General features: G+C 47.3%; 24 protein-coding genes. 23 read left to right on the top strand and 1 reads right to left on the bottom strand.

What is annotated here, in order from left to right; translation table 11 throughout:
- The first annotated feature begins 5 nt into the window (after window positions 1–5).
- The 23 genes from ACZLMD_RS06770 to ACZLMD_RS06660 all read left to right on the top strand — a co-directional run bounded on the left by ACZLMD_RS06770 (window position 6) and on the right by ACZLMD_RS06660 (window position 24,567).
- Window positions 6–956 (top strand): DUF1266 domain-containing protein, encoded by a 951-nt coding sequence (locus ACZLMD_RS06770; protein ID WP_489495394.1) that lies wholly within the window; start codon window positions 6–8, stop codon window positions 954–956.
- Window positions 953–1,666 carry a histidine phosphatase family protein gene (locus ACZLMD_RS06765; protein ID WP_118560314.1) on the top strand — a complete coding sequence of 238 codons (714 nt, stop codon included), beginning with the start codon at window positions 953–955 and terminating at the stop codon, window positions 1,664–1,666. Before ACZLMD_RS06770 ends, ACZLMD_RS06765 begins: the two co-directional genes overlap by 4 nt.
- A 32-nt stretch (window positions 1,667–1,698) precedes the next feature.
- Window positions 1,699–2,283 carry a Maf family protein gene (locus ACZLMD_RS06760; protein WP_022305920.1) on the top strand — a complete coding sequence of 195 codons (585 nt, stop codon included), beginning with the start codon at window positions 1,699–1,701 and terminating at the stop codon, window positions 2,281–2,283.
- A gap of 284 nt (window positions 2,284–2,567) precedes the next feature.
- A complete protein-coding gene (argC, locus tag ACZLMD_RS06755; protein ID WP_489495393.1) occupies window positions 2,568–3,608 on the top strand; it encodes an N-acetyl-gamma-glutamyl-phosphate reductase in 1,041 nt (346 codons plus the stop codon).
- 27 nt (window positions 3,609–3,635) lie between these two features.
- Entirely contained in the window at window positions 3,636–4,553 is a 918-nt protein-coding gene (gene argB / locus ACZLMD_RS06750) for an acetylglutamate kinase (RefSeq protein ID WP_022305918.1), read from the top strand.
- A 67-nt stretch (window positions 4,554–4,620) separates the two neighbouring features.
- The gene (locus ACZLMD_RS06745; RefSeq protein ID WP_482522685.1) at window positions 4,621–5,802 is read left to right on the top strand and encodes an aspartate aminotransferase family protein; all 1,182 of its coding nucleotides are present in this window, start codon (window positions 4,621–4,623) and stop codon (window positions 5,800–5,802) included.
- A gap of 144 nt (window positions 5,803–5,946) precedes the next feature.
- Window positions 5,947–6,381 carry a DMT family transporter gene (locus ACZLMD_RS06740; protein ID WP_118560318.1) on the top strand — a complete coding sequence of 145 codons (435 nt, stop codon included), beginning with the start codon at window positions 5,947–5,949 and terminating at the stop codon, window positions 6,379–6,381.
- Window positions 6,382–6,492: 111 nt separating this feature from the next.
- Window positions 6,493–7,104 carry a helix-hairpin-helix domain-containing protein gene (locus ACZLMD_RS06735; protein ID WP_482522790.1) on the top strand — a complete coding sequence of 204 codons (612 nt, stop codon included), beginning with the start codon at window positions 6,493–6,495 and terminating at the stop codon, window positions 7,102–7,104.
- A gap of 26 nt (window positions 7,105–7,130) precedes the next feature.
- A complete protein-coding gene (locus tag ACZLMD_RS06730) occupies window positions 7,131–7,820 on the top strand; it encodes a response regulator transcription factor (protein WP_482522789.1) in 690 nt (229 codons plus the stop codon).
- 58 nt (window positions 7,821–7,878) lie between these two features.
- On the top strand, window positions 7,879–9,312 hold the full coding sequence (locus ACZLMD_RS06725; RefSeq protein ID WP_486818824.1) for a sensor histidine kinase: 1,434 nt from the start codon (window positions 7,879–7,881) through the stop codon (window positions 9,310–9,312).
- Window positions 9,313–9,345: 33 nt separating this feature from the next.
- Window positions 9,346–10,326 (top strand): GerMN domain-containing protein, encoded by a 981-nt coding sequence (locus ACZLMD_RS06720; RefSeq protein ID WP_482522521.1) that lies wholly within the window; start codon window positions 9,346–9,348, stop codon window positions 10,324–10,326.
- Between the two features lie 8 nt (window positions 10,327–10,334).
- A complete protein-coding gene (locus ACZLMD_RS06715) occupies window positions 10,335–12,761 on the top strand; it encodes a DNA internalization-related competence protein ComEC/Rec2 (RefSeq protein WP_489495398.1) in 2,427 nt (808 codons plus the stop codon).
- A gap of 88 nt (window positions 12,762–12,849) precedes the next feature.
- Window positions 12,850–13,878, top strand: a complete 1,029-nt coding sequence (purM, locus tag ACZLMD_RS06710) for a phosphoribosylformylglycinamidine cyclo-ligase (RefSeq protein ID WP_022305909.1) — start codon at window positions 12,850–12,852, stop codon at window positions 13,876–13,878.
- A 34-nt stretch (window positions 13,879–13,912) separates the two neighbouring features.
- Window positions 13,913–14,548, top strand: a complete 636-nt coding sequence (purN, locus tag ACZLMD_RS06705; RefSeq protein ID WP_022305908.1) for a phosphoribosylglycinamide formyltransferase — start codon at window positions 13,913–13,915, stop codon at window positions 14,546–14,548.
- A 5-nt stretch (window positions 14,549–14,553) separates the two neighbouring features.
- Entirely contained in the window at window positions 14,554–15,828 is a 1,275-nt protein-coding gene (gene purD, locus ACZLMD_RS06700; protein ID WP_022305907.1) for a phosphoribosylamine--glycine ligase, read from the top strand.
- Between the two features lie 62 nt (window positions 15,829–15,890).
- Window positions 15,891–17,132, top strand: coding sequence for a serine hydroxymethyltransferase (gene glyA, locus ACZLMD_RS06695; RefSeq protein WP_022305906.1), 1,242 nt, complete (start codon window positions 15,891–15,893; stop codon window positions 17,130–17,132).
- A gap of 108 nt (window positions 17,133–17,240) precedes the next feature.
- A complete protein-coding gene (locus ACZLMD_RS06690) occupies window positions 17,241–17,876 on the top strand; it encodes a lactate utilization protein (RefSeq protein ID WP_482522230.1) in 636 nt (211 codons plus the stop codon).
- 98 nt (window positions 17,877–17,974) lie between these two features.
- Window positions 17,975–18,148, top strand: coding sequence for a hypothetical protein (locus ACZLMD_RS06685; protein ID WP_022305904.1), 174 nt, complete (start codon window positions 17,975–17,977; stop codon window positions 18,146–18,148).
- Window positions 18,149–18,154: 6 nt separating this feature from the next.
- The gene (locus tag ACZLMD_RS06680) at window positions 18,155–20,233 is read left to right on the top strand and encodes a DNA topoisomerase (RefSeq protein ID WP_484107578.1); all 2,079 of its coding nucleotides are present in this window, start codon (window positions 18,155–18,157) and stop codon (window positions 20,231–20,233) included.
- Between the two features lie 19 nt (window positions 20,234–20,252).
- Window positions 20,253–20,924 (top strand): acyltransferase, encoded by a 672-nt coding sequence (locus ACZLMD_RS06675; protein ID WP_022305901.1) that lies wholly within the window; start codon window positions 20,253–20,255, stop codon window positions 20,922–20,924.
- Between the two features lie 185 nt (window positions 20,925–21,109).
- Window positions 21,110–21,817, top strand: a complete 708-nt coding sequence (locus ACZLMD_RS06670) for an iron-sulfur cluster assembly scaffold protein (protein ID WP_022305900.1) — start codon at window positions 21,110–21,112, stop codon at window positions 21,815–21,817.
- A gap of 21 nt (window positions 21,818–21,838) precedes the next feature.
- Window positions 21,839–22,849 carry a GGGtGRT protein gene (locus tag ACZLMD_RS06665; RefSeq protein ID WP_022305899.1) on the top strand — a complete coding sequence of 337 codons (1,011 nt, stop codon included), beginning with the start codon at window positions 21,839–21,841 and terminating at the stop codon, window positions 22,847–22,849.
- 182 nt (window positions 22,850–23,031) lie between these two features.
- Window positions 23,032–24,567: a leucine-rich repeat domain-containing protein gene (locus tag ACZLMD_RS06660; RefSeq protein ID WP_022305898.1), complete on the top strand. Its 1,536-nt coding sequence runs from the start codon at window positions 23,032–23,034 to the stop codon at window positions 24,565–24,567.
- A 108-nt stretch (window positions 24,568–24,675) separates the two neighbouring features.
- Here ACZLMD_RS06660 and ACZLMD_RS06655 read toward each other — a convergent pair.
- Window positions 24,676–24,856 (bottom strand): hypothetical protein (locus ACZLMD_RS06655; protein WP_489495392.1); only part of this gene is annotated, 181 nt, incomplete at its 5' end.

Below are 24,856 nucleotides of genomic sequence, written 5' to 3'. Positions count from 1 at the left end.
ATACAATGAATAATAAGATTGCGGGACATCGTTTTCTGGCTTTTGGACTTGCTGTGAGTCTGACCGTAACCGGAATAACCGGGTGTACTTCAAAGCAGGCGGACACTGCCGGCTCAGAGGAAGCTGCACAGAGCACAGCAAAGGAACAGGTATTAAAGGGACACAATGAAAATGAAGCTTCAAACCTCGGTGCCTGGGGACGAGCCATGGGTGCTGTCCTGATCTCAATCAATGATGGCAGTCCTTATTATTTCGGCGGCTATGATACCACGGATGCCAACGCAAAAGCAGCCAAAAGTATCTTACGTTCCAGCTGGAATATTTCCAACCGCAAACAGTTATTAAAGCAGATAGACGTACTTTACAATACCGGAAACCGCACAGATTATAAAAGAGAAGCACATGATCTGAACAAAATGTCCAAAGCCCAGCGCAAAAAGGCATTAAAGCAGGTCAGCGGTGATCTTAAGACACATTACGATAACCTTCAGTATATCTGGGATACCTGGGGCAACAAGGGACTTCTTGCCTGGGATCTGTGCCGCATTTCACATCTGGCACAGTGGGGCTATATCGCTGATTATATCAATCTCGATGAGGCGCAGGCTGTGTTGGAACCGGCTGCACTGCGGCTGCAGAAGAAGTTTGACAACTGGGATGACGTTGTGATAAACTGGCTCGACGGTTACGCATATGCAAGCTCTGTTCCGATCCGTTCCGTAGAGGAGACGGACTACACCAGCCGTAAGAATGTCTATGAGAAGCTTGTGGCAGATCAGAAGGAATCCGATCCTCTGTTCGATGACAATTTATTTCACACAGAGATCATTCCACTCGGAACCATTACCTACGATTCCCTGATGGATGAAATAAAACCTAAAAAGACAGCCCGGACAAAGGCTGTCATCAAGAAAAAGAAACAACAAGGGAAGGATAGTGAGGAAGTAACACAATGAATATTTATCTGATACGTCATGGCAGACAAAGCAGTTCTGACTGTAACGTAAATGTAGATCTTGCACCGGAGGGAGAACGACAGGCTGCCCTGCTTGGACAGCGCATGAAGCTTTATCCCGTTGATATTGTTTACTGCAGCGACCTGATCCGTGCCGAGCAGACCGCAAAGATCGCCTTTAGCGGACAGGAAAAGCTTCTTGACAATCTGCAGATTCGTCCGGGGCTGGCAGAGGTTGATTTCGGTGAGCTTACCGGTCAGCCGGATGCAGTTGTGAAGCGTTTTTATGCGGATTATTATCAGGAGCAGCTCGACCGTTTTGCCGAAGGACGCGTCCAAAAGAGCAATGCGCTGGATGAGGTGAATGAATTTATCGGAGATTTCTTTGTACCGACCGAGGAGATCTGGTATCCGCAGGGTGAAACAGGCGAGAGCGTTCTTGCAAGAGTTATGCCGATCATCCGGGAATGGATCGAATCCGAATATCAGAACATTGCTGTTGTGACACACGGCGGTGTGATCCGCATTCTTCTGACCGCTCTGTTTGGTGGTGATTTTGCAAAGAGACTGATGTTTGGAACCTCTCTCGAAAACTGCAGTATCACACAGCTTCACTATGACGAAGATCAAAACGGATTTTATCTGGATCGTTTTAATGATTATGCGCATCTGGAACAGGATCCGTCCCTGTTACGAAATCATTTTAAATAATCGGCATCGACCGGAAAGGATATGAGGTACATATGGCAAGAATTATTTTGGCATCTGCTTCCCCGAGACGGAAGGATATATTAGAACAGGTCGGCATTTCCTGTGAGGTGATCCCAAGCAGCATCGATGAGGATCTGATTACGGCAGACAGCCCGTCAGCTCTTGTCGAAGCACTTTCCAAGGCTAAGGCAGAGGATGTTGCCGCACACTTTGAAAACGATTTTGTTGTGATCGGTGCGGATACCGTTGTGGTAAAGGACAGCAAGGTATTAGGAAAGCCCTCTAATGAGGCAGAAGCTCATAAGATGCTCCAGATGCTTCAGGGCAACCGTCATGAGGTTTTTACCGGGGTGACTCTGATCTCGGTCTCAGGCGGCAAGGGACTGATCGATACATTTCATGTCAGAACGATCGTTGATATGATCCCGATGACTCCGGAGCTGATCACATCCTATATCCAGACCGGTGAGCCGATGGATAAGGCAGGCGGCTACGGCATTCAGGGACGCGGAGCCGCATATATCCGTGATATTGCCGGCGATTTCTTCAACGTTGTCGGACTTCCGATCTCCACCGTATTATCCCGTCTGGAGCATATGGGCGTCAATCTTTACTAAATGACGACTTTATTTCGTGAGGCAGTGATCTGTTGCAGACAGAGCTTATCTGTCTTAAAATCATTTCATGAACGACAGGCAGTGATGCAGTTTGCACTCTGCCTTTTTCTGTGTTTTGCTATATTTTCCCGCTGTATATTTCAGGAGGCATTTTCGGAACGTCGTCTTTACGCCTGTGATTTTTGTTGCATAATCGTGGATGGAGGCGTATAATAAACAACGTTATGGTTTTATAATGAGAGATTTATATATCAATAAGAAGACATGATATAGGAGGTTTGACTATGATCAAAGTAGGAATTATCGGTTCAACAGGATATGCAGGACAGGAGATCGTGCGTATTTTACTTCGCCATCCGGAGGCTAAAATTGTCTGGTATGGCTCACGCTCCTATATCGATAAGCGATACAGTGAAGTATTTGGAAATATGTTCCGGCTCGTAGAGGACGTCTGTAAGGGAGAGAATATGCAGGAGCTTGCCGACCAGGTTGATGTTATCTTCACGGCAACCCCGCAGGGACTTTGCGGCTCCCTTGTCAACGAAGAAATATTATCCAAGGTTAAGATTGTCGATCTAAGTGCGGATTTCCGTATCAAGGATGTTGACAAATACGAGAAGTGGTACGGAATCCACCATGAGAGTCCGGACTTTATCAAAGAAGCTGTTTACGGACTGTGTGAGATCAACCGTGAGGATATCAAAAAGGCGCGTCTGATCGCCAATCCGGGCTGTTTTCCAACCTGCTCCGTTCTGTCTGTCTATCCCCTTGCCAAAGAGGGACTGATCGACATGAATACAGTTATCATCGATGCGAAATCCGGCACCTCCGGCGCCGGTCGTGGAGCCAAGGTTGCCAATCTGTACTGTGAGGTCAACGAAAGTATCAAGGCGTACGGTGTTGCTACACACCGCCACACACCGGAGATTGAGGATCAGTTAAGCTATGCCTCCGGTCAGGACGTTGTTATCAACTTTACCCCACATCTTGTTCCGATGAACCGAGGTATTCTTGTAACCGCATATGCTTCCCTGACAAAGGATGTTACATACGATGAGGTCAGAAGCATTTACGATAAATATTATAAAGATAAGTATTTTGTCCGTGTTCTTGATAAGGATGTGTGTCCGGAGACACGCTGGGTTGAGGGAAGCAACTTCGTTGATGTCAACTTCAAGATTGATCCGAGAACCAAGCGAATCATTATGATGGGCGCCATTGATAATCTGGTAAAGGGCGCCGCAGGACAGGCAGTACAGAATATGAATCTTTTATTCGGACTTCCGGAAAACACCGGTCTTACCATGCCTCCGGTATTCCCGTAAAGCAGACGCAAGATAAGGAGAGAGAAAATGAGTGTAGAAGAGAAAAGTGCATATATGAATGAAATCTTAGGAAAAGCAGAGACTCTGATCGAGGCTCTTCCGTATATCCGTGACTTTAATAATAAGATCGTCGTTGTCAAATACGGCGGAAGCGCGATGCTGGACAAAAAGCTCGAGGAGAGCGTGATTCAGGACGTTGCCCTGTTAAAGCTTGTCGGTATGCAGCCGATCATCGTTCACGGCGGCGGTAAGGAGATCAGCAAATGGATTGGTAAGGTCGGCAAGGAAACGGAATTTGTCGATGGTTTCCGTAAAACAGACAAGGAAACCATGGAGATCGCTGAGATGGTATTAAACCGTCTGAACAAGTATCTGGTTCAGATGATCGAACGTCTTGGTGTAAAGGCAGTCGGTATCTCCGGCAAGGACGGTGGTCTTCTTCAGGTAGACCAGAAAAAACCAAACGGAAAGGACATCGGATATGTCGGTGATGTCAAGAAGGTCGATACACTCGTGATCGATACACTGCTTGCCAACGATTTTATCCCGATCATCGCACCGATCGGTCTTGGCGAGGATGGTGAGACCTACAATATCAACGCTGACGATGCGGCATGTGCCATTGCCGGAGCACTTGGCGCTGAGAAGCTTGCATTCCTCACAGATGTTGAAGGTGTCTGCAAGGATCCAAAGGATCCATCCACACTGATCTCAGTTATGAGCCTTGACGATGCACGCAATCTGATTGCAGACGGTACGATCAGCGGTGGTATGCTTCCAAAGGTAACCAACTGTGTCAATGCAGTCAACGCCGGTGTCGGCAGAGTCCATATTCTGGACGGACGTATTGAACACTGCCTGCTTCTTGAGTTCTTTACCAAGAAGGGTATAGGAACCGCAATCATTGATACTGAGGGCGGATTATATGACAACGAACGTGCATAGCAATACATCAGCACCAGTATAATATAGATATGCCATCCACTCGGCATGGCAGGAACGGAGGATGATTATGGATATTCGGAAAGCTGACCAGCATTTTATACATACCTACAACAGAAGCACTACCTTCGTCAGGGGTGAAGGAATGTATCTGATCGATGACGAAGGAAAGAAATATCTGGACATGGGTGCCGGCATTGCCGTATCTGCACTCGGCTACAGTAACGAGGAGTACAAGCAGGGACTGAAGGATCAGGTCGATAAGCTGATCCACATCTCCAATCTCTACTTTAATGAACCTGCCGTAAAGGCGGCCAATTATCTCTGTGAGGCATCCGGAATGGATCGTGTCTTCTTCACCAACAGTGGAGCAGAAGCGATCGAGGGTGCGTTAAAGCTTGCCAGAAAATACGCACGCACCAAGAATCCGGACAACGGCGGCGAGATCATTGCGATGGAGCATTCCTTCCACGGTCGTACTATGGGAGCTCTTTCCGTCACAGGAACAAAGCATTACAGAGAACCGTTTGAACCGTTGATCGGCGGCGTTTCTTTCGCAGAATACAACAATCTGGACAGCGTGAAGGCTTTGATCACATCGGACACCTGTGCCATTATTATGGAATCCTTACAGGGAGAGGGAGGTATCCATCCGGCTTCTGAGGATTTTATGAAGGGCGTTCGTGCACTCTGCGATGAGAAAGGCATTCTTCTGATCCTCGACGAGATCCAGTGCGGTATGGGAAGAACCGGAAAGATGTTTGCATTCCAGCATTACGGTATCCTGCCGGATATCATAACCAGTGCAAAGGCACTCGGCTGCGGTGTACCGGTCGGCGCATTCGCAGCAAAGGAAGAGATCGCACAGGCACTTGTTCCGGGCGACCACGGCACCACCTACGGCGGCAATCCCCTTGCAACCGCAGCAGTCTGCAAGGTATTCGAGATTTACAAGAAGGATCATATTGTAGAACATGTCAATGAGCTTGCCCCATATCTGATCGATAAGCTAAATGCTCTTGCCGCAAAGCATTCCTGCATTAAGGATGTCCGCGGAATTGGCTTCATGCAGGGAATTGAGCTTGACGTACCGGCAGGAGAGATTGTAGGTGCAGCTTTATCAAAGGGACTGATCCTGATCTCAGCCGGAACCAATATTATCCGTATCGTTCCTCCTCTTGTTGCCGGGAAGGAGCATATCAACGAAATGTGTCGTATTTTAGATGAAATTTTTACGGAGAAAGGTATCTAAAACACTACCAGAAAAGCATATATCAATAGTGAGCCGAATGGCTCACTATTTTTTTGTACAGCAATATAGTAGGTCTGTCCGCCTTATTGCTGTATAAAAGTAATGGATACGGGAAAACTAACCAAAACGAAGGGAGGTTTTTCCATGTGGGGAATGATCATTTCACTGATATCCGGAATACTGATGAGTGTGCAGGGTGTCTTTAATACCGAGGTTACCAAGCAGACAAGTGTCTGGATCTCTGCCGCCTTTGTGCAGCTCACCGCACTGATCGTCTGCATTGCCGCCTGGCTTGTCACCGGAAGAGAGGGACAGATTGCCGGACTTATGCGTGTACATCCGCGTTATATGCTGCTTGGCGGCGTGATCGGTGCATTTATCACCTACACCGTGATCATCGGCATGAATCAGCTCGGACCGGCAAGAGCTGTTATGCTGATTGTCGCCGCACAGCTGATTGCCGCCTATCTGATCGAGCTGTTTGGTATGTTCGGGGTTGAAAAGGCAGGTTTTGACTGGCTGAAGCTTTTAGGAACCGCACTGTTTCTCGCCGGTATTATAATTTTTAAGAAAAATTAAGAAATTTTTAGGGTGGAGCTATTGTTTTTTTGGCAGGATTCGTTAGAATATAAATAGATTCGCATTTTATCATGACATATATCTGCTGCGATTTCATTCGTAGGAGGTATTATGAAACGACATACAATTATTACAATCATCATTTGTGCCTGTATTCTGGCGGCATCCGGTTTTCTTTATCTGAGGACCGGCACAGACGCCTCCGGAAAGGCACAGGAATGGGCATCCGGCTGGGTAAGTGAGTCACCGCCTTCTGCCTCAGAGACATCCGCTTCTGAGAAGAAGGAGACTGGCATTGGGGAGTGTACAGTCTATATCTGCGGTGCCGTGAAGCACCCGGGAGTTTATCGTTTACACGGGGATGCCCGTGTTTGTGATGCCGTAGATGCTGCCGGAGGTCTGAGCCGTAAGGCCGATGCTTTCGCAGTTAATCAGGCGCGTCTTCTGACAGACGGGGAACAGATCACAATTCCCCGCAAAGGAAAGAAATCTTCCACAAAGGGACGCACCGGCACCGATGACAAAGTATCCGGTCTTGTCAATATTAATCAGGCGGATCTTGCGGAATTGATGACGCTTGCCGGGATCGGCGAGGCGAAAGCACAGCTGATCATCGATTACCGTACCGAGAATGGAAGCTTTTCTTCCATCGAGGACATTATGAAGATATCCGGGATCAAAGAGGGGATTTATAACCGGATCAAAGATCAGATCACAATATAATAAATGAAAGGTTTAGGGGAAGCGTTATGGCGAGAAAGGTTCTGGTTGTTGACGATGAGAAGCTTATTGTAAAGGGAATCCGTTTCAGTCTGGAACAGGACGGAATGGAAGTGGATTGTGCCTATGATGGACAGGAGGCACTGGATTTGATCCACAAGAATGAATATGATGTCGTTCTGTTAGATGTCATGCTGCCGGTACTGACTGGTTTTGAGGTATGTCAGCAGGTACGGGAGTTTTCTGATGTGCCGATCATTATGCTGACCGCCAAGGGCGATGATATGGATAAAATCCTTGGTCTTGAATATGGCGCAGACGATTACATCACAAAACCCTTTAACATTCTCGAGGTCAAAGCCCGCATCAAGGCGATCATCCGCCGGAGTAGTGCAGGGCATTCCCATGACGAGAACCCGAAGCTGCTTACATATGATGTTTTAAAGGTAGACTGTGACAGCCGCAGAGCCTATATTGATGAGAAGGAAGTAAATCTTACCGCAAAGGAGTTTGATCTTCTTGAGCTGCTCATGGTTCATCCGAATAAGGTATACAGCCGTGAGGAGCTTCTCAATACAGTCTGGGGTTATGATTATCCGGGCGATGTCAGAACTGTTGACGTGCATATCCGCCGTCTGCGTGAAAAAATCGAAAGCAAACCAAGCGACCCGAAGTATATACATACGAAATGGGGCGTCGGCTATTATTTTCAGAAGTAGCCTGGGCGACGTTCGCAAGAATAAACTATAGGCCTTAAGTGGCAGGGAAGGGTGCGCTTTGAAACAATTTCTGGGCAGAGTTCTGTATTTTCTGCGTAGTATGCGGGTACAGGTACTGATTGTATTTTTGATGATGGGACTGGTTCCCTTATATCTTTTTTCTATTATTATAACAAATGCATATGAATCCAGACTGGTGTCCCAGCGTGTCGATGAACTGCAGTCTTACGGAACCATGATCTCCAATCTGGTCGTTTCCTCCGGTTACCTGGTCGATCACGACAGCGAGGAGGTCAGGGAGGAGGTTGCACAGATTGCAGAGATCTATCAGGGACGCATTATTCTGGTCGATCAGAATCTTCGGATCATTCACGACACATATGGTCTTGAGGACGGCAAAACCGTTATTTCGACCGAGGTTGTCAAATGCTTCGGCGGCTCCGACGGCAAGTACATAAACGAACTCGGAGAGTATGTCCAGCTTACAATGCCGATCGTCAACTCCGGCAAGCAGTCGACCGATGGCGTTGTGATCATGAGCTTTTCCATGAAGAGCCTTCACATGATGGCAGATACCGTCAAGCGTAAGGTCTACATCGTGTTGTTGATCTTAACGATCCTTATCGTTCTCGGTGCCGTTCTTTATTCCACCCTTCTGGCACGTCCGCTCAAGCAGATCACGTCATCGATCAACGAGATCTCTCAGGGCGATATGAACGTCAAGCTGCATATGCATGGTTTCTCGGAGATCAGCAGTATTTCCGACTCCTTTAACCAGATGATTGATGTTATCCAGAATCAGGACACGGCGAGACAGGAGTTTGTATCAAACGTTTCCCATGAGTTAAAAACCCCGATCGCATCTATGAAGGTACTTGCTGATTCCCTGCTTTCCCAGGAAGGCATGCCGGAGGAAATTTACCGTGAGTTTCTGGGAGACATCACCAACGAGATCGAGCGTATGACCAAGATTATCAACGACCTTCTTTCCATGGTCAAGATGGACAAGAATACCTCGCAGATGGAGGTCGTCAACACCAGCATCAACGATCTGTTAGAGCAGCTTTTAAAACGTCTTCGTCCGATTGCTGCCAAGCGCAATATCGAATTGATCTACGAAAGCTATCGACCTGTAATGGCAGATATCGATGAGACGAAAATGTCCATCGCCCTCAATAACCTGATTGAAAACGCCATCAAGTACAACTACGACGATGGCTGGGTGCGTGTAACATTAAATGCCGATCACAAATTTTTCTATGTGACGGTTCAGGATTCCGGAGTCGGTATTCCTGAGGATGTTCAGGATAATGTCTTTGAACGTTTCTACCGTGTTGACAAGGCACGCTCCAGAGACACCGGAGGTACCGGTCTTGGTCTTTCCCTGACCAGAAGTGCCGTACTTTTGCACCGTGGTTCGATCAAACTTTACAGCAAAGAGAAGGAAGGAACTACGTTTACTGTTCGTATTCCTCTGACCTATGTTCCATAATAATCAATAACCACCCACAAAGGAGTAGAAGATATGTCATGCAACATGTGTATGCCGGCAAAATATAAATCCATACTTCGACTCGGCACGACTGCCGCAGTCCTTCTTTTAGTACTCCTTTTCTGTGGCGGTTGTTCTTTCCACAAGGAGGAAGAATATACCGGCTACTATGTGTTCTGTCCGGATGCCAACGAGACAAAGGTGGGATATGAAAAGTACACACCGACATCGCGCAAGCGGGATGATCTCGTCAGCGAATTTCTGAAACGGCTGCAGTCTGAACCTAAAGATATCGGTCTGCGAAAGGCTCTGCCGGACGATGTCAAGGTGGACGAGTTCATGTTCGAAGATTCCGGTCAGCTCACGTTGTATCTAAGCTCCGGCTATGGCAAGCTAAAGGGTGTTTCCGAGATACTGCGGCGTGCCGCCATCGTTAAGACCCTATGTCAGATCCGTGGTGTGAGCAGCGTTCAGTTCTATGTATCCGGTCAGCCACTCACCGACTCCAATCTTGAAGCCGTGGGTTATATGACCGCAGACAGCTTCATTGATAACACCGGTGGCGAGACCACCTACAAACAAAAAGCAACACTGAATATGTATTTTGGCAACAAGGCGGGCGACCATCTTGTCAAGGTTCCTGTAGATATCACCTATGATGCCACGATTCCGTTAGAGCAGCTTGCTGTGGAGCAGCTCATCCGAGGACCATATTCCATTGACGGCGTTGATTCGGATCAGATCAAGGCAACAATTCCTGAGAAGACACAGCTCAATAAGATTTCCGTCAAGGAAAACACCTGCTATGTCGACTTTTCCGAGGAATTTCTGAATAAACGTACGAATATTTCAGCCGAAGCCACGATCTACTCGGTGGTGGACACCCTTGTTGGGTTATCCAACATCAACAAGGTGCAGTTCAGCATCAACGGTGAACAGGTACTCTTATACAACGATACGATTGATTTCGGTTCCGCCTTTGAACGTAATCTGGACATTGTGATCCAGAACTAGGAGGGGAGATTATCAAACGACCATTTATCTGGATTTTATCCGGAACGATATTATTATTTCTTTTATACCGGGCCATTGCTTCCGAGAGGGATGATGCCCGGTATTATTGTTTTCAGGGCATATTTGAAGAAAAAGCCCGGGCACACGTCACCGGATGTATCGACCAGATCTGTCCGGAGCAGGGCAGACAGGACCGGACATGCTGTTATCTGAAGGACTGCCGGATCCGGCTGGACGGTCAGAATACAATCTATTACCAGTCAAAACTCTATGTCGTGTTAAACGATAAAACGGTACTTCATCCGGGCAATACCGCTTCACTGACCGGTTCACTGCAGGAGATTATGACAGCGACAAATCCCGGCATGTTTGACCGCCGTGAATATTACAAAGAAAAGGGTGTTTACTATGAGCTTCGTGCCACAACGCTGCAGATCACCTCTTCCCGGACTAATCCGGTCAAAGACCTTTTGTACCGGCTCAGAAACCGGATGGGAGAGGTTTACACGACTTCGCTGCCCGCCAAGGAAAGCGGCATTGTTTCAGCAATGATCCTCGGCGACAAGTCGTTACTTGATATTGACATCCGACAGCTCTATCAGGAGAGCGGGATCGGTCATCTGCTCGCGATCAGCGGTCTTCATGTCTCGATTCTGTGCATGGCACTGATCCGTTTTTTCAAACATACCGGCATTTCCGAACGCATCTTTATTCCTGCCGGTATCGGACTGGTTCTTGCATACGGACAGATGACCGACTTCAGCATTTCCACAAGCCGTGCCGTGATCATGATGATCCTGCTTCTTGCGGCAGATCTGTTCGAGCGGACTTACGATGGCAAAAATTCTCTGGCGATTGCCGCCGTGATCATTTTGCTCCAAAAGCCCTTTGCTCTGTTTTCCTGCAGTTTTCTTTTATCCTTCGGAGCCATGGCAGGGATCTATTTCATTGTCCCGTTTTTGGTACAGATCTGGTCCGGCGATTCCTGGCAAAAGCACCGCAAAAGACGTCAAAGACATTTTTCCGACCGCGAGCTTTGCGCCAACCATCCCCGGATCGGTGCAGGAATACTTTTTATCAGACAGAGAGCGTCGTCCGCCGCCGGGATGCTTCTGATCAGCAGCGCCATCCAGCTTACGACACTACCGGTGATTCTTTACTTTTTTTCAGAGGTTCCCCTGTATGGAATCCTCATCAATCTGCTTGTGATTCCACTTGCCGCCTTACTGGTAATTCTTTCCTTTCTCGGAGGTCTTACCGGATGCATCTGTCCGATATTTGGGACATTTCTTTTATCGACAGTTTACTGGCTGCTCTCACTATACGAAAAGCTCTGCCAGCTTTTTAAGAGACTGCCCGGTCACGTCCTGATTCTCGGTCGTCCTGCCGTCTGGCAGATTATTTTGTATTATATTCTGTTATGCGGTCTTTTGCTGTGGATGCGGCGGCGGTCAAAGCAGATTGATGAGCTCGAGTATCAGCACAGCGCTGCCCTTGCGACCTCCGTGCGAAGATACCGCCGCCTCGCCGGACAGGTTATTCCATTCGTTCTTATTCTTGTCCTGCTGCCGGTTCCGTCAGGCTCTCTTGAGCTTGTGGTTCTTGACGTCGGGCAGGGAGACGGGATCTATCTTCATACGCCATCCGGGCAGAACATTCTTGTGGACGGCGGAAGTACCAGCGAAAACCAGGTAGGGAAGTACCGGATCCTTCCGTTTCTCAAGACCCGCGGAATCCGCTATATCAATTATATGATCGCCACACATGCGGACGAGGATCATATCAACGGTCTTGCCGAGCTTATGCAGATGAGCGGGGACAGCTACCGGATCGGCACACTTCTTCTGCCGGATGTAGCAGACAAAGCACAGGAGGGATATCAGCTTCTGATACAGACGGCGCAGACCAAAAATATTACTGTTGCTTATCTTTCCTCCGGTGCAAATCTTACATACGGAGCACTTTCCCTGCTCTGCCTGAATCCCCCCTCCGGCTCCGGCTTTTCCTCCGCCAATGACGAATCCATTGTTCTGAGTCTTCGCTATAATGACTTTTCCTGTCTTTTGACCGGAGACCTGGCCGGAGAAGGAGAAGAGGAGGTACGCCGTATCCTTGCGTCTGCCTCCCTCCGAAAAGCCTACAACATCCCGGAGCATTATACGTTACTAAAGATTGCGCATCACGGCTCCAAAAACTCCTCCGATGAAGAACTGTTGTCCCTGATCCGTCCGGAATACGCCCTGATCTCCTGTGGCAGACATAACCGGTACGGACATCCCCACAAGGAGCTTTTGCAGCGTCTGAAAAATTGCCATGCCGGGATTTTTCGTACCGATCAGTCGGGTGCACTGACTGTCACTGTCAAGCGCCGGGTGACAATTCGCGGATATCTCGATAAAACGCCATCAAAGCTTGCGCGTATATTGTTTCCTTAAAAAATAAATGACAAACAATTTTCTTTGTGCTACAATAATAATATCTTTGATTAAGTGAAGATATAAATACAAACAGAGGAGGCTTATCATGGACTACAAGAATGCAGGCGTTGACATTGAGGCGGGCTATAAGGCAGTAGAGCTTATGAAAAAGCATGTTGCCAGCACAATGAGAAGTGAGGTGCTGACAGATATTGGTGGATTTTCGGGGGCATTTTCCCTGGACAGTTTTAAGGGGATGGAGCATCCGACTCTGGTTTCCGGTACAGACGGAGTAGGAACCAAGTTAAAAATTGCCTTTGAGTTGGACAAGCACGACACGATTGGCATCGACTGCGTGGCAATGTGTGTAAACGACATTGCATGTGCCGGTGGAGAGCCATTATTTTTCTTAGATTATATCGCATGCGGCAAGAACGAGCCCGAGAAGATTGCACAAATCGTGAGCGGTGTTGCAGAAGGGTGTCGTCAATCTGACGCTGCGCTGATCGGTGGTGAGACAGCAGAGATGCCGGGCTTTTATCCGGTTGACGAGTATGATCTTGCCGGTTTTGCCGTTGGTATCGTAGACAGAGACAAGATGATCACAGGAAAGACTATCGCAAAGGGAGACGTACTGGTAGGAATCGCTTCCTCCGGAATTCACAGCAACGGTTATTCTCTGGTTCGTAAGGTTTTCGATATCAAGAAAGACAATCTGAACCGTTCTTATGAATGTCTCGGCGGCAAGACACTGGGTGAGACGATCCTCACACCAACCATTATCTATGTTAAGGCATTAAAGAGCGTCAAAGAGGGCGGTGTAACGATCAAGGGCTGCAGCCACATCACAGGCGGCGGATTCTATGAGAATATCCCTAGAATGCTTCATGAGGGCGTTCGTGCCAGGGTAAAGGCAGACAGCTATCCGATCCCTCCGATCTTTGATATGCTTTCCAAAGATGGTAACATCGCCAAAGAGATGATGTACAACACCTACAACATGGGTATCGGTATGCTTCTCGCTGTAGACGCAGCAGACGCTGATAAAACAGTTGAGCTTGTTAACAAGTCCGGTCAGAAGGCATTTATCGTTGGTGAGATTGCAGAGGGCGAAAAGGGAATCGATCTGGTATAAAATTCCCGCAGACAGCACAATATGGAGGAGACTTATGCAGAAGATTGCAGTATGTGTATCCGGTGGAGGAACAAACCTTCAGGCGATCATCGATGCTGTTTCAGACGGCACCATTCATAATACAGAGATTGCTGTTGTCATCAGCAACAAAGAAAACGCATATGCTCTGGAGCGCGCTGCAGCCGCAGGCATTCCGGCAAAATGCATCAATCCAAAGTCCTTTGATTCCAGGGACGACTTTGCAGACGCAATGTTACATACATTAGACGAATATCATATCGATCTGGTGGTACTTGCCGGTTATCTGGTGATCGTACCTGCCAAAATGATCGAGACATATCATAACCGTATCATTAACATTCATCCATCCCTGATCCCGGCACACTGCGGTATGGGATATTACGGTCTTAAAGTTCATGAGAGCGTCCTTTCCATGGGCAACAAGGTAACCGGAGCAACCGTTCATTTCGTGGATGAAAAGGCAGACCATGGTCCGATCATTTTGCAGAAGGCTGTTGAGGTTCATGAGGGAGATACCCCTGAGATCCTCCAGCGCCGTGTTATGGAACAGGCAGAGTGGAAGATTCTTCCAAAGGCAATTGATCTGATCGGTGCCGGAAAAGTAACTGTAGAAGACGGCATTGCACACATCAAGGAACAGGAGGCATAGACATTATGAAAGTATTAATCGTAGGCAGCGGCGGACGCGAGCATGCCATTGCATGGAGTGTGTCCCAGAGTAAGAGAGTAGACAAGATCTACTGTGCTCCGGGCAACGGTGGAATCGCCCAGATTGCAGAGTGTGTTAATATCACAGCGATGGAATTTGACAAGCTTGCAGATTTCGCTCAGGAAAATGAGATCGACCTGACCATTATCGGTATGGACGATCCTCTGGTTGGCGGTATTGTTGATGTATTTGAGGAGAGAGGACTTCGTGTCTTCGGACCACGCAAGAATGCAGCGATCATCGAAGGCTCCAAGAGCTTTTCCAAAGATCTGATGAAGAAATACAACATCCCAACCTGTCACTACGAGACATTCCACTCCCCGGAAGAGGCGCTTCTGTATCTTGGCGGATGTAATTTCCCGATCGTATTAAAGGCTGACGGTCTTGCACTCGGAAAGGGTGTTTTGATCTGTCAGAATCTTGAAGAGGCCGAGGCAGGAATTGCTACACTGATGTTAGACAAGCAGTTCGGTGATGCCGGTGATACCGTTGTCATCGAGGACTTTATGGTTGGTCGCGAGGCTTCCGTTCTCTGTTTCTGCGATGGCACACATATCAAGCCAATGACAAGTGCGCAGGATCACAAGAGAGCAAAGGACGGCGATCAGGGCTTAAATACTGGTGGAATGGGAACTTTCTCCCCAAGCCCGTTCTATACAGAGGAGATTCAGAAGTTCTGTGAAGAGAAGATATATCAGCCAACCATGGATGCCATGAAAGCAGAGGGCAGAGATTTCGTCGGTATTCTTTTCGTCGGGCTCATGATGACCGCAGACGGTCCAAAGGTACTCGAGTACAACGCACGTTTCGGCGATCCGGAGGCACAGGTTGTTCTTCCGCGTATGAAGAACGATATCATTGATGTGATCGACGCCTGCATCGACGGCAAGCTGGATCAGATCGATCTGCAGTTCGAGGATAATGCGGCAGTCTGTGTTGTGCTTGCATCTGACGGATATCCGGAGCACTACGAGAAGGGCAAGCTGATCTCCGGTTTGGAGAAGTTTGACGACAAGGACGGTTACTATGTATTCCATGCAGGCACCAAGCTTACAGACGAGGGAATCGTTACGAACGGCGGACGTGTTCTCGGTGTGACCGCCAAAGGCAAAGACTTAAAGGAAGCCAGAAAGAACGCCTATGAAGCAACCGAATGGATTTCTTTCGAAAACAAATATATGCGTCACGACATCGGTAAGGCGATTGACGATGCAGAATAATTCTTTCTGAATGAAACAGTACTCATATTATTTACATACTCAAATCATAAGGAGGAGAAAACATGTATCCATTTTCTGACGTAGAAAACTTTGATCCTGAAATTGCAGCAGCGATCACTGCTGAGACCAACAGACAGCGCGAGAACATCGAGCTGATCGCATCTGAGAACCTTGTCAGCAAGGCAGTAATGTCTGCTATGGGAAGCACTCTCACCAATAAGTATGCAGAGGGTTATCCGGGCAAGCGTTATTACGGCGGATGCCAGCACGTTGATGTAGTAGAGGATCTTGCCAGAGACAGAGCCATGAAGCTGTTCGGCTGCACTTACGCAAATGTACAGCCACATTCCGGTGCTCAGGCAAATATGACTGTATTTTTTGCACTCATGAATCCGGGTGATACTTTCATGGGAATGAACCTGGATCACGGCGGACATCTGACACACGGAAGCCCTGTTAACCTTTCCGGTAAATACTTCCACTGTGTTCCTTATGGTGTCAACGACGAAGGCTTCATCGACTATGATGAGGTAGAGCGCATCGCAAAGGAATGTCAGCCAAAGCTGATCGTAGCTGGTGCAAGTGCATATGCCAGAAAGATCGACTTCAAGCGTTTCCGCGAGATCGCCGATGAAGTTGGTGCTTTTCTGATGGTTGATATGGCTCATATTGCGGGACTTGTCGCTGCAGGCTATCATGAGAGCCCGATTCCATATGCACATGTTACAACAACCACAACACATAAGACACTGCGCGGACCTAGAGGTGGTATGATCCTTTCCAGCAAGGAATTTGCAGAGGAGCATAAGCTTAACAAGGCTCTTTTCCCGGGAATCCAGGGCGGACCTCTGATGCATGTGATCGCCGCAAAGGCTGTCTGCTTCAAGGAAGCACTTGATCCAAGCTTTAAAGAGTACGGCAAGAACATCATTGACAATGCACAGGCACTGGCAAAAGGTCTTCAGAGCCGTGGACTTAAGATCGTATCCGGCGGTACAGACAACCATCTGATGTTAGTTGATCTTGCCGATAAGGGGCTGACCGGTAAAGAAGTAGAGAAGTGGCTTGATGAAGCTCATATCACCTGCAACAAGAACACCATTCCGAACGATCCACAGTCTCCATTTGTTACAAGCGGTATCCGTCTTGGTACAGCAGCCGTAACAACAAGAGGCTTCAATACTGACGATATGGATCAGGTTGCAGAGGCAATTGCACTGATGGTAAATGATCCGGAGGGCAATAAGGAGAAAGCAACAGCAATCGTAAAGGGACTGACCGACAAATACCCATTATACGAGTAATTTCTTCCATAGCAATACATGAGCGGGGCACCTTTATCAAAAGGTGCCTATGCTTTTCTAATCCGGTACAGCGTATGTCACCGGATGCAGATAGAAAGGGAGATCTTTATGATATACAAACAGGAATACTATGAAAATATCGCAGAAAATATCATCGGCAAGTTTAACACAAGAGGAATCGAGGGATACTATTGTACAGACCGCGAGGAGGCTAATGCCAAGGCAAAACGTTTTCTGACACCCGGCTGCACCATTTCCTGGGGCGGCTCCGAAACGCTGCTTGAAATCGGTCTGATCGACGATCTGATGGAATCCGACTACACCCTGTATGACCGTGCCAGCGCAGTCACTCCCGAAGAGAAAAGGGAGATGTATGGCAAGATCGTGACCTCCGATGTCTATTTTATGAGTTCCAATGCCATCACATTGGATGGAGAGCTTGTTAATATTGACGGCGTCGGCAACCGTGTTGCCTGTCTCTGCCACGGACCACAGCAGGTTATCGTGATCGCAGGCATGAATAAGATCGTTCCCGATGTGCGAAGCGGCATTGCCAGAGTCCATAACATGGCAGCCCCGCCAAACTCTCTGCGTCTTGGTCTGAAGACACCATGCGCCCAGTACGGACGCTGTGCAGACTGTCTGAGCAGCGACTGCATCTGCGCCCAGACGGTTGTCACCAGATTTTCACGCATTCCGGACCGGATCAAAGTTATCCTGGTCGGTGAGGAATTAGGATTTTAATTAACAGGCGCTGCAACCGGGTATACGCATAACAAAGGAAAATGATGCGTTTTATGCTGATTGCCCGGAGCCTGCAGTTTTAAAAAGGAGTGGATATTATGTGCAAGAATAAAACAGAACAGACAAGTGGATCATCCGTCCACGTTGAAGTTAATGTCACCAAGATTGTAAAATATGTCTGCCTGACCGGAATCGCGATCGTCGGGATCATTTTCGGCTGCAATGCATGGGCAGAGGTTCAGAAGGGAAACAGCAGCATTCACGCTGAATAGTTACTTATGGGAAAAGAGTTATTTATCGCAGAAAAACCAAGTGTTGCGAGAGAATTTGCCAAAACGCTCGGCGTCAACGGCAACGCAGGCAACGGTTATCTGGAATCCAATGATTATGTAGTCACATGGTGTGTGGGACATCTTGTGACGATGAGTTATCCGGAGGTCTATGATCCGGCACTGAAGAAGTGGTCACTAAACACCATTCCTTTTATGCCGGATGAGTTTCTCTACGAGCTGATCCCGGATGTCCGAAAGCAGTTTAATATCGTCAAGGGTCTGCTAAACCGTCCCGATGTGGAACGAATTTATGTCTGTACTGACTCCGGACGCGAAGGAGAATATATCTACCGCCTTGTCGATCAGATGGCAGAGGTGCCGGACACCAAGGATAAGCGCCGTGTCTGGATCGATTCCCAGACAGAGGAGGAGATCCGCCGCGGGATCCGCGAGGCAAAGCCGTTGTCAGAATATGATAATCTCGCAGCCTCCGCTTATCTGCGCGCCAAGGAAGACTATCTGATGGGAATCAATTTCTCCCGCGTGCTTTCACTGAAATACAGCCAGACCATTATGAATTACCGGAAAGGCGCCAAGTACGCCGCCATCGCGGTCGGTCGTGTCATGACCTGCGTTCTCGGTATGGTCGTGCGGCGGGAGCGGGAGATCAGAAGCTTTGTCAAGACACCGTTTTACCGTGTAATCGGTCACTGCTCCTACGAGGGAAAGGAATTTGACGGCGAGTGGCGAAGCGTTGATGGCTCCGATTACTACCAGTCTCCGAAGCTTTACAAAGAAAACGGCTTCAAGGAACGGACTGATGCCGCCATCCTTTGTCAGAACTTAGGCTATCCGAAGGAAGACGGAGATGGCTGCTTTCTTCCGGAGCCGCCTGCCGAAGCCGGCACCGCTGTTGTCGAAAAGATCGAGCGCAAGAAAGAAAAAAAGAACCCGCCGTTATTATTTAACTTGGCAGAGCTGCAGAACGTCTGCTCCAAGCTTTTCAAGATCAGCCCGGACGAAACCTTAAAGATCGTTCAGGAGCTTTACGAGAAAAAGCTGGTTACATATCCAAGAACAGACGCCCGTGTGCTCTCGACTGCCGTCTCCAAGGAGATCCACAAAAATATCGGCGGACTGCGCAATTATCCGATCGTGCGTGAGATTGCAGAGAAGATCTTATCCGGCACAAGCTACCAGAAGATTGCCTCCACCAGATACTGTGATGACAAAAAGATCACCGACCATTATGCGATCATTCCGACCGGACAGGGCTTTGGTGCCCTGAAAAGCACAAGCCTGACAACGCAGCGCGTTTATGAGGTGATCGTGCGGCGTTTCCTCTGTATTTTCTATCCACCGGCAGAATATCAGAAGATCAGTCTGACTGCCGTTTGCGGAAACGAACGCTTCTTCTCCGGCATCCGTATCATGCTGCAGCAGGGTTATCTGGAGATCGCAGACGCCTCCTTTTCCAAAAAGAAGCAGGCAAACCGAGACGCAGACGCAGCAAATGCGGACAACGCATCCGCCGAGGAAGAAAAGGATACCTTCGATGAGGCACTGATCGCGCTGATGAAGCAGATCCGCAAAGGAACCGTGATCGATCTGAACCGACTCGAGATCAAGGAGGGGGAGACCTCTCCGCCGAAACGTTACAACTCCGGTTCGCTGATCCTTGCCATGGAAAATGCCGGTCAGCTGATCGAGGATGAGGAGCTTCGCTCCCAGATCAAAGGAAGCGGTATCGGCACCAGTGCCACCCGTGCAGAGATCTTAAGCAAGCTTGTCACCAAGAAATACTTAAAGCTCAACAAAAAGACACAGATCATCACGCCGGAATTTCTCGGAGAAATGGTCTACGATGTCGTTGATTCCTCCATCCGTTCCCTGCTTAACCCTGAGCTTACCGCAAGTTGGGAGAAGGGTCTTACCTACATGGCAGAGGGAACCATCACGGAAGAGGAATATATGCAGAAGCTCGAAAATTACATTGCCAAATGGGTCAACGGCGTCAAGGGACTGAATAACCAGAGCTATCTGCGCAAAAAGTTCGACGAAGCCGCTGTTTATTACAAGAAGTAAATCAATAGGGAGGATTATCATGTACGATGCATTAAAAAACAAGAATCTTTTTAACTTTGATGAGACGATCGCAAGTGATATTTTTACGGACCGCGAGTTTCCATGGGAGGTACTTCCTCACATCGGAGCGTTCATTCTGACACTTGGAGCTACGCTGTCTCCGGAGGAATACGAGCAGAAAGAGGAGAATATCTGGATCGCGAAATCCGCTACCGTGGCACCGACCGCATCCATCAACGGACCATGTATCATCGGAAAGAATGCCGAGATCCGTCAGTGCGCCTTTATCCGCGGTAACGCCATTGTAGGAGAGAACTGCGTTGTCGGCAACTCCACCGAATTAAAGAACGTGATCCTGTTCAATAATGTACAGGTGCCGCATTATAACTATGTTGGCGACTCCATTCTCGGCTACAAATCACACATGGGAGCTGGCTCGATCACCTCCAATGTCAAGTCCGACAAGACAAAGGTAACGATCCGCTACAACGATGACGTGATTGCGACCGGACTCAAAAAGATGGGGGCGATCCTTGGCAACTTTGTTGAGGTCGGCTGCAACAGCGTATTAAACCCGGGCACCATCATCGGAAGCAACACCAATGTTTATCCGTTATCCATGGTCAGAGGATATATTCCGAAAGGAAGTATCTACAAGCGTCAGGGCGAGATTGTCGAAAAGTCCATTTAATCACACCGATTACAGCAGTCATTTCCACCCGGAGATGCCTTTTCACATTAATGAAAACTCACCTATTAAAATTTTTGGTGAGTTTTTTTGTCAAAAAGTGTAGACTAAATAGGAATTTTGTGCGAAAATGTAATTAGGACTGCGGTGATGCCGCAGATAAAAAGCATATTGAAAGGAGCAAAATCATGGTTTATTCACAGGAAGTAGAAAACATGTGCCCTGTTGCCCAGGGTGTGCATCATGGAGCTGCACCAATCCCTGAGGAAGCAAAATGGGTTCAGGCAAAGGAAGTTAAGGATATTTCCGGTTTTACACATGGTATTGGCTGGTGCGCACCTCAGCAGGGCTGCTGCAAGCTGAGCCTTAATGTAAAGGAAGGTATCATTCAGGAGGCTCTCGTTGAGACTGTTGGATGTTCAGGTATGACACATTCCGCAGCTATGGCTGCTGAGATTCTCCCGGGTCTGACTGTTATGGAGGCACTCAATACTGACTTGGTTTGTGATGCGATCAATACAGCAATGAGAGAGTTATTCCTTCAGATCGTTTATGGTCGTTCCCAGAGTGCATTCTCTGAGGATGGACTTGCTATCGGTGCCGGTCTTGAGGATCTTGGAAAGGGTCTTCGTTCTCAGGTTGGTACTATGTATGGTACTCTGAAGAAGGGACCTCGTTACTTAGAGATGGCAGAGGGTTATGTTACTGCAATCGCATTGGATGATGAGGATATGATCATTGGTTATAAGTTTGTAAACCTTGGTAAGATGACAGATTTCATCAAGAAGGGTGATGATCCTAATACTGCATGGGACAAGGCATCCGGACAGTACGGACGTGTTGCTGACGCAGTGAAGCTCATTGATCCGAGAACTGATGAAGAGATCGCAAAATAAAGAAAAGGAGGCAAACGAATCATGGCATTATTTGAATCATATGAGAGAAGAATCGACCAGATCAACAAAGTGTTGAACAGCTATGGCATTTCTTCCATTGAAGAAGCAGAGAAAATTACAAAGGATGCTGGACTTGATGTTTACAATCAGGTAAAGGGAATCCAGCCAATTTGTTTCGAGAACGCTTGCTGGGCATACATCGTAGGTGCAGCAATCGCAATCAAGAAAAACTGCCGTAAGGCATCAGAAGCAGCAGCAGCAATCGGAGAGGGACTTCAGTCTTTCTGTATCCCTGGTTCTGTTGCAGATACACGTAAGGTAGGTTTAGGACATGGTAACCTTGGTAAAATGCTCCTTGAGGAAGATACCAAGTGCTTCGCATTCCTTGCAGGTCATGAGTCATTCGCAGCCGCTGAGGGTGCTATCGGTATCGCAGAGAAGGCTAACAAGGTTCGTAAAGAGCCACTTCGTGTCATCTTAAACGGTCTTGGTAAGGATGCTGCTCAGATCATCTCCCGTATCAATGGATTCACATTCGTTGAGACAGAGTATGATCCATATACAAACGAGGTTAAGGAAGTATTCCGTAAGTCTTATTCTGAGGGACTTCGTGCAAAGGTTAACTGCTACGGTGCAAACTCTGTACCAGAGGGTGTTGCTATCATGCACAAAGAGGGCGTAGACGTATCTATCACAGGTAACTCTACAAACCCTACACGTTTCCAGCATCCGGTTGCAGGTACTTACAAGAAGGAGTGCCTGGAGCAGGGTAAGAAGTACTTCTCAGTTGCTTCCGGTGGTGGTACAGGACGTACCCTTCACCCGGATAACATGGCAGCAGGTCCTGCTTCCTATGGTATGACTGATACACTTGGCCGTATGCATAGTGATGCACAGTTCGCAGGTTCTTCTTCTGTACCGGCTCACGTTGAGATGATGGGTCTGATCGGTGCAGGTAACAACCCTATGGTTGGTATGACAGTTGCTGTAGCAGTAGCTGTACAGGAAGCTGCTGACGCTGGCAAGTTCTAAGAAACCGCAGAAGTCGGACATATTTAGAATGAATCTTTTATATACAGGGAGTGCTCTTCATTGGAAGGGCACTCCTTTTTTTAATCAACAAAACAAAATCTCCGTGATCATTCTTGAAGTTTCCTGCTCCCTGATATATAATAAATGAAACAATCCATTATGAATGGAAGGAGTGGATCATAATGCGGTTTTTAAAATCTTTTCTTGTTTTTTCGATAGTCATGCTGTTAATTTCCGGCTGTAAATCCGCCCAAAATTCATCTACAAAGCAGGCAATAACATCTCCGGACACTTCACTGCAAGAGACAGCTTCCAGCACAGCGCCGGCAGCCAATGAATTATCTCCTTCGATTTCTCCAACTCCTAGGGTACAGAAAACTCCATCTGCCTCACCAAAACCAAAGAATGCAAAATGGATCTATAATCGCAAAACACACGTTCTGACTATTAAAGGAACCGAGGAAATGTATGCTGAACAAACAGAAGACTGGATCGATAATGAACGAAAATTCGACGAACATAATGGTATCCAGTTAAATTTTAATGAGCGAAAAGTAAAAGAAATTGTAGTAAAACCGGGAATTACCGTCATCAATAAAGGCGCATTTGCAGCTTTTCGCAATGTCAAAAAAATCACCCTGCCAAATACCATCAAAAAAATTAACGACTATGCATTTTATAATTGCCAGTCGCTGCAGGAACTCACCATTCCGGACAAAGTAGTATCCGTGGGAAAAGAATGCTTTTTTTACTGCAGACAGTTAAGATCGATCCATATCGGAAAAAATCTGCGTACCATCGGAAATGGCAGCTTTGCCGGATGTAAAAACTTACAAAGCATTGAGCTTTCCTCTGAAAATAAATATTTGGAAACAAAATACGGAGGTCTGTACCAGAAGAAACAGAAGTGTCTCTATTTTCAATATCAACATACCAAAACGGCAGAAATAGCTCCTGACACAAAATGTATCGGGACCTTTGCATTTACCTACAATACACCATTAAAAGAAGTGACGATTCCCGACTCTGTCCGCCGGATCAAAGGTGGAGCTTTCTGTTACTGCCGTAATCTGGAATATGTACATTTGAGCAATCACTCAAAGCTTTACAAAATCGACAGCCCCTACGGAGAAATGGGCATGTATCCGGATGATCTCTGGTATAGCGGGAGCTTTTTACACTGTAAGAAGCTTAAAGAGCTTCATTTGCCAAATTCGTTAAAAGCAATTGACTGGGATACCTTTAGCGGATGCAAATCCCTTACGCTGTATCTTGGTTCCCAATTTACCAACTTTAGAAAATCACAGATTGCCGGAGTCTCTGCCATACAGGTTTCACCCCATAACAAGAAATTTTCTTCCAAAGACGGCGTTTTATATGACAGGCACAAGAAAACACTCCTGAATTACCCGGAATATAAGACAGATCAAACATTTGTAGTTCCAAAATCTGTCCGCCACATTCAGGAATCAGCATTTCGAGCCAATGAACATATTGAGAATGTGTTTTTCCCGAAGAAGCTAAAACACATTGGAGAAGGAGCATTTAATGGCTGTAAAAAACTTAAAAATGCTACCATTCCCGGAAAACAAACGAAAATTGGCAGATCGGCATTTCTCTTTTGTCGACATGTGGTGATCCATGCACCAAAGCATTCCGAAGCTGCAAAATTTGCAAAAAAGCATGATCGGATGTTTGAAGTATTCAGAAAGAAATAGAAATTTTAAAACGAAATCATCAAAAAGGAGACCGGACATGAATTGTTCAGCCTCCTTCTTTTCTTACATACTCAAACTTCGCACATAAAATATATCACTGCGCCCATACTATTTCTTATGTCCGAAGCCTAATTTGGTTTTTTGCCTTGATTTTTTGAATAACCGTGAGCTGGTGGTATTAAAATTGACGCAGATCAGTAGGATTTCTGAAAAGTCTTTGCTTTGCAATGCTTTGATAAATACGCATCCGTACGACTGAGCTCCGTAGGTGAGCTCAGCTATTTCGGAC

It is taken from the genome of Jutongia sp., from assembly GCF_057878315.1.
This window is presented reverse-complemented; position numbering and strand designations above follow the sequence as displayed.

Coding starts and splice junctions, on each gene's coding strand:
- ACZLMD_RS06770 (WP_489495394.1), top strand. CDS start 6: ATGAATAATAAGATTGCGGGACATCGTTTTCTGGCTTTTGGACTTGCT.
- ACZLMD_RS06765 (WP_118560314.1), top strand. CDS start 953: ATGAATATTTATCTGATACGTCATGGCAGACAAAGCAGTTCTGACTGT.
- ACZLMD_RS06760 (WP_022305920.1), top strand. CDS start 1,699: ATGGCAAGAATTATTTTGGCATCTGCTTCCCCGAGACGGAAGGATATA.
- argC (WP_489495393.1), top strand. CDS start 2,568: ATGATCAAAGTAGGAATTATCGGTTCAACAGGATATGCAGGACAGGAG.
- argB (WP_022305918.1), top strand. CDS start 3,636: ATGAGTGTAGAAGAGAAAAGTGCATATATGAATGAAATCTTAGGAAAA.
- ACZLMD_RS06745 (WP_482522685.1), top strand. CDS start 4,621: ATGGATATTCGGAAAGCTGACCAGCATTTTATACATACCTACAACAGA.
- ACZLMD_RS06740 (WP_118560318.1), top strand. CDS start 5,947: ATGTGGGGAATGATCATTTCACTGATATCCGGAATACTGATGAGTGTG.
- ACZLMD_RS06735 (WP_482522790.1), top strand. CDS start 6,493: ATGAAACGACATACAATTATTACAATCATCATTTGTGCCTGTATTCTG.
- ACZLMD_RS06730 (WP_482522789.1), top strand. CDS start 7,131: ATGGCGAGAAAGGTTCTGGTTGTTGACGATGAGAAGCTTATTGTAAAG.
- ACZLMD_RS06720 (WP_482522521.1), top strand. CDS start 9,346: ATGTCATGCAACATGTGTATGCCGGCAAAATATAAATCCATACTTCGA.
- purM (WP_022305909.1), top strand. CDS start 12,850: ATGGACTACAAGAATGCAGGCGTTGACATTGAGGCGGGCTATAAGGCA.
- purN (WP_022305908.1), top strand. CDS start 13,913: ATGCAGAAGATTGCAGTATGTGTATCCGGTGGAGGAACAAACCTTCAG.
- purD (WP_022305907.1), top strand. CDS start 14,554: ATGAAAGTATTAATCGTAGGCAGCGGCGGACGCGAGCATGCCATTGCA.
- glyA (WP_022305906.1), top strand. CDS start 15,891: ATGTATCCATTTTCTGACGTAGAAAACTTTGATCCTGAAATTGCAGCA.
- ACZLMD_RS06690 (WP_482522230.1), top strand. CDS start 17,241: ATGATATACAAACAGGAATACTATGAAAATATCGCAGAAAATATCATC.
- ACZLMD_RS06685 (WP_022305904.1), top strand. CDS start 17,975: ATGTGCAAGAATAAAACAGAACAGACAAGTGGATCATCCGTCCACGTT.
- ACZLMD_RS06680 (WP_484107578.1), top strand. CDS start 18,155: ATGGGAAAAGAGTTATTTATCGCAGAAAAACCAAGTGTTGCGAGAGAA.
- ACZLMD_RS06675 (WP_022305901.1), top strand. CDS start 20,253: ATGTACGATGCATTAAAAAACAAGAATCTTTTTAACTTTGATGAGACG.
- ACZLMD_RS06670 (WP_022305900.1), top strand. CDS start 21,110: ATGGTTTATTCACAGGAAGTAGAAAACATGTGCCCTGTTGCCCAGGGT.
- ACZLMD_RS06665 (WP_022305899.1), top strand. CDS start 21,839: ATGGCATTATTTGAATCATATGAGAGAAGAATCGACCAGATCAACAAA.
- ACZLMD_RS06660 (WP_022305898.1), top strand. CDS start 23,032: ATGCGGTTTTTAAAATCTTTTCTTGTTTTTTCGATAGTCATGCTGTTA.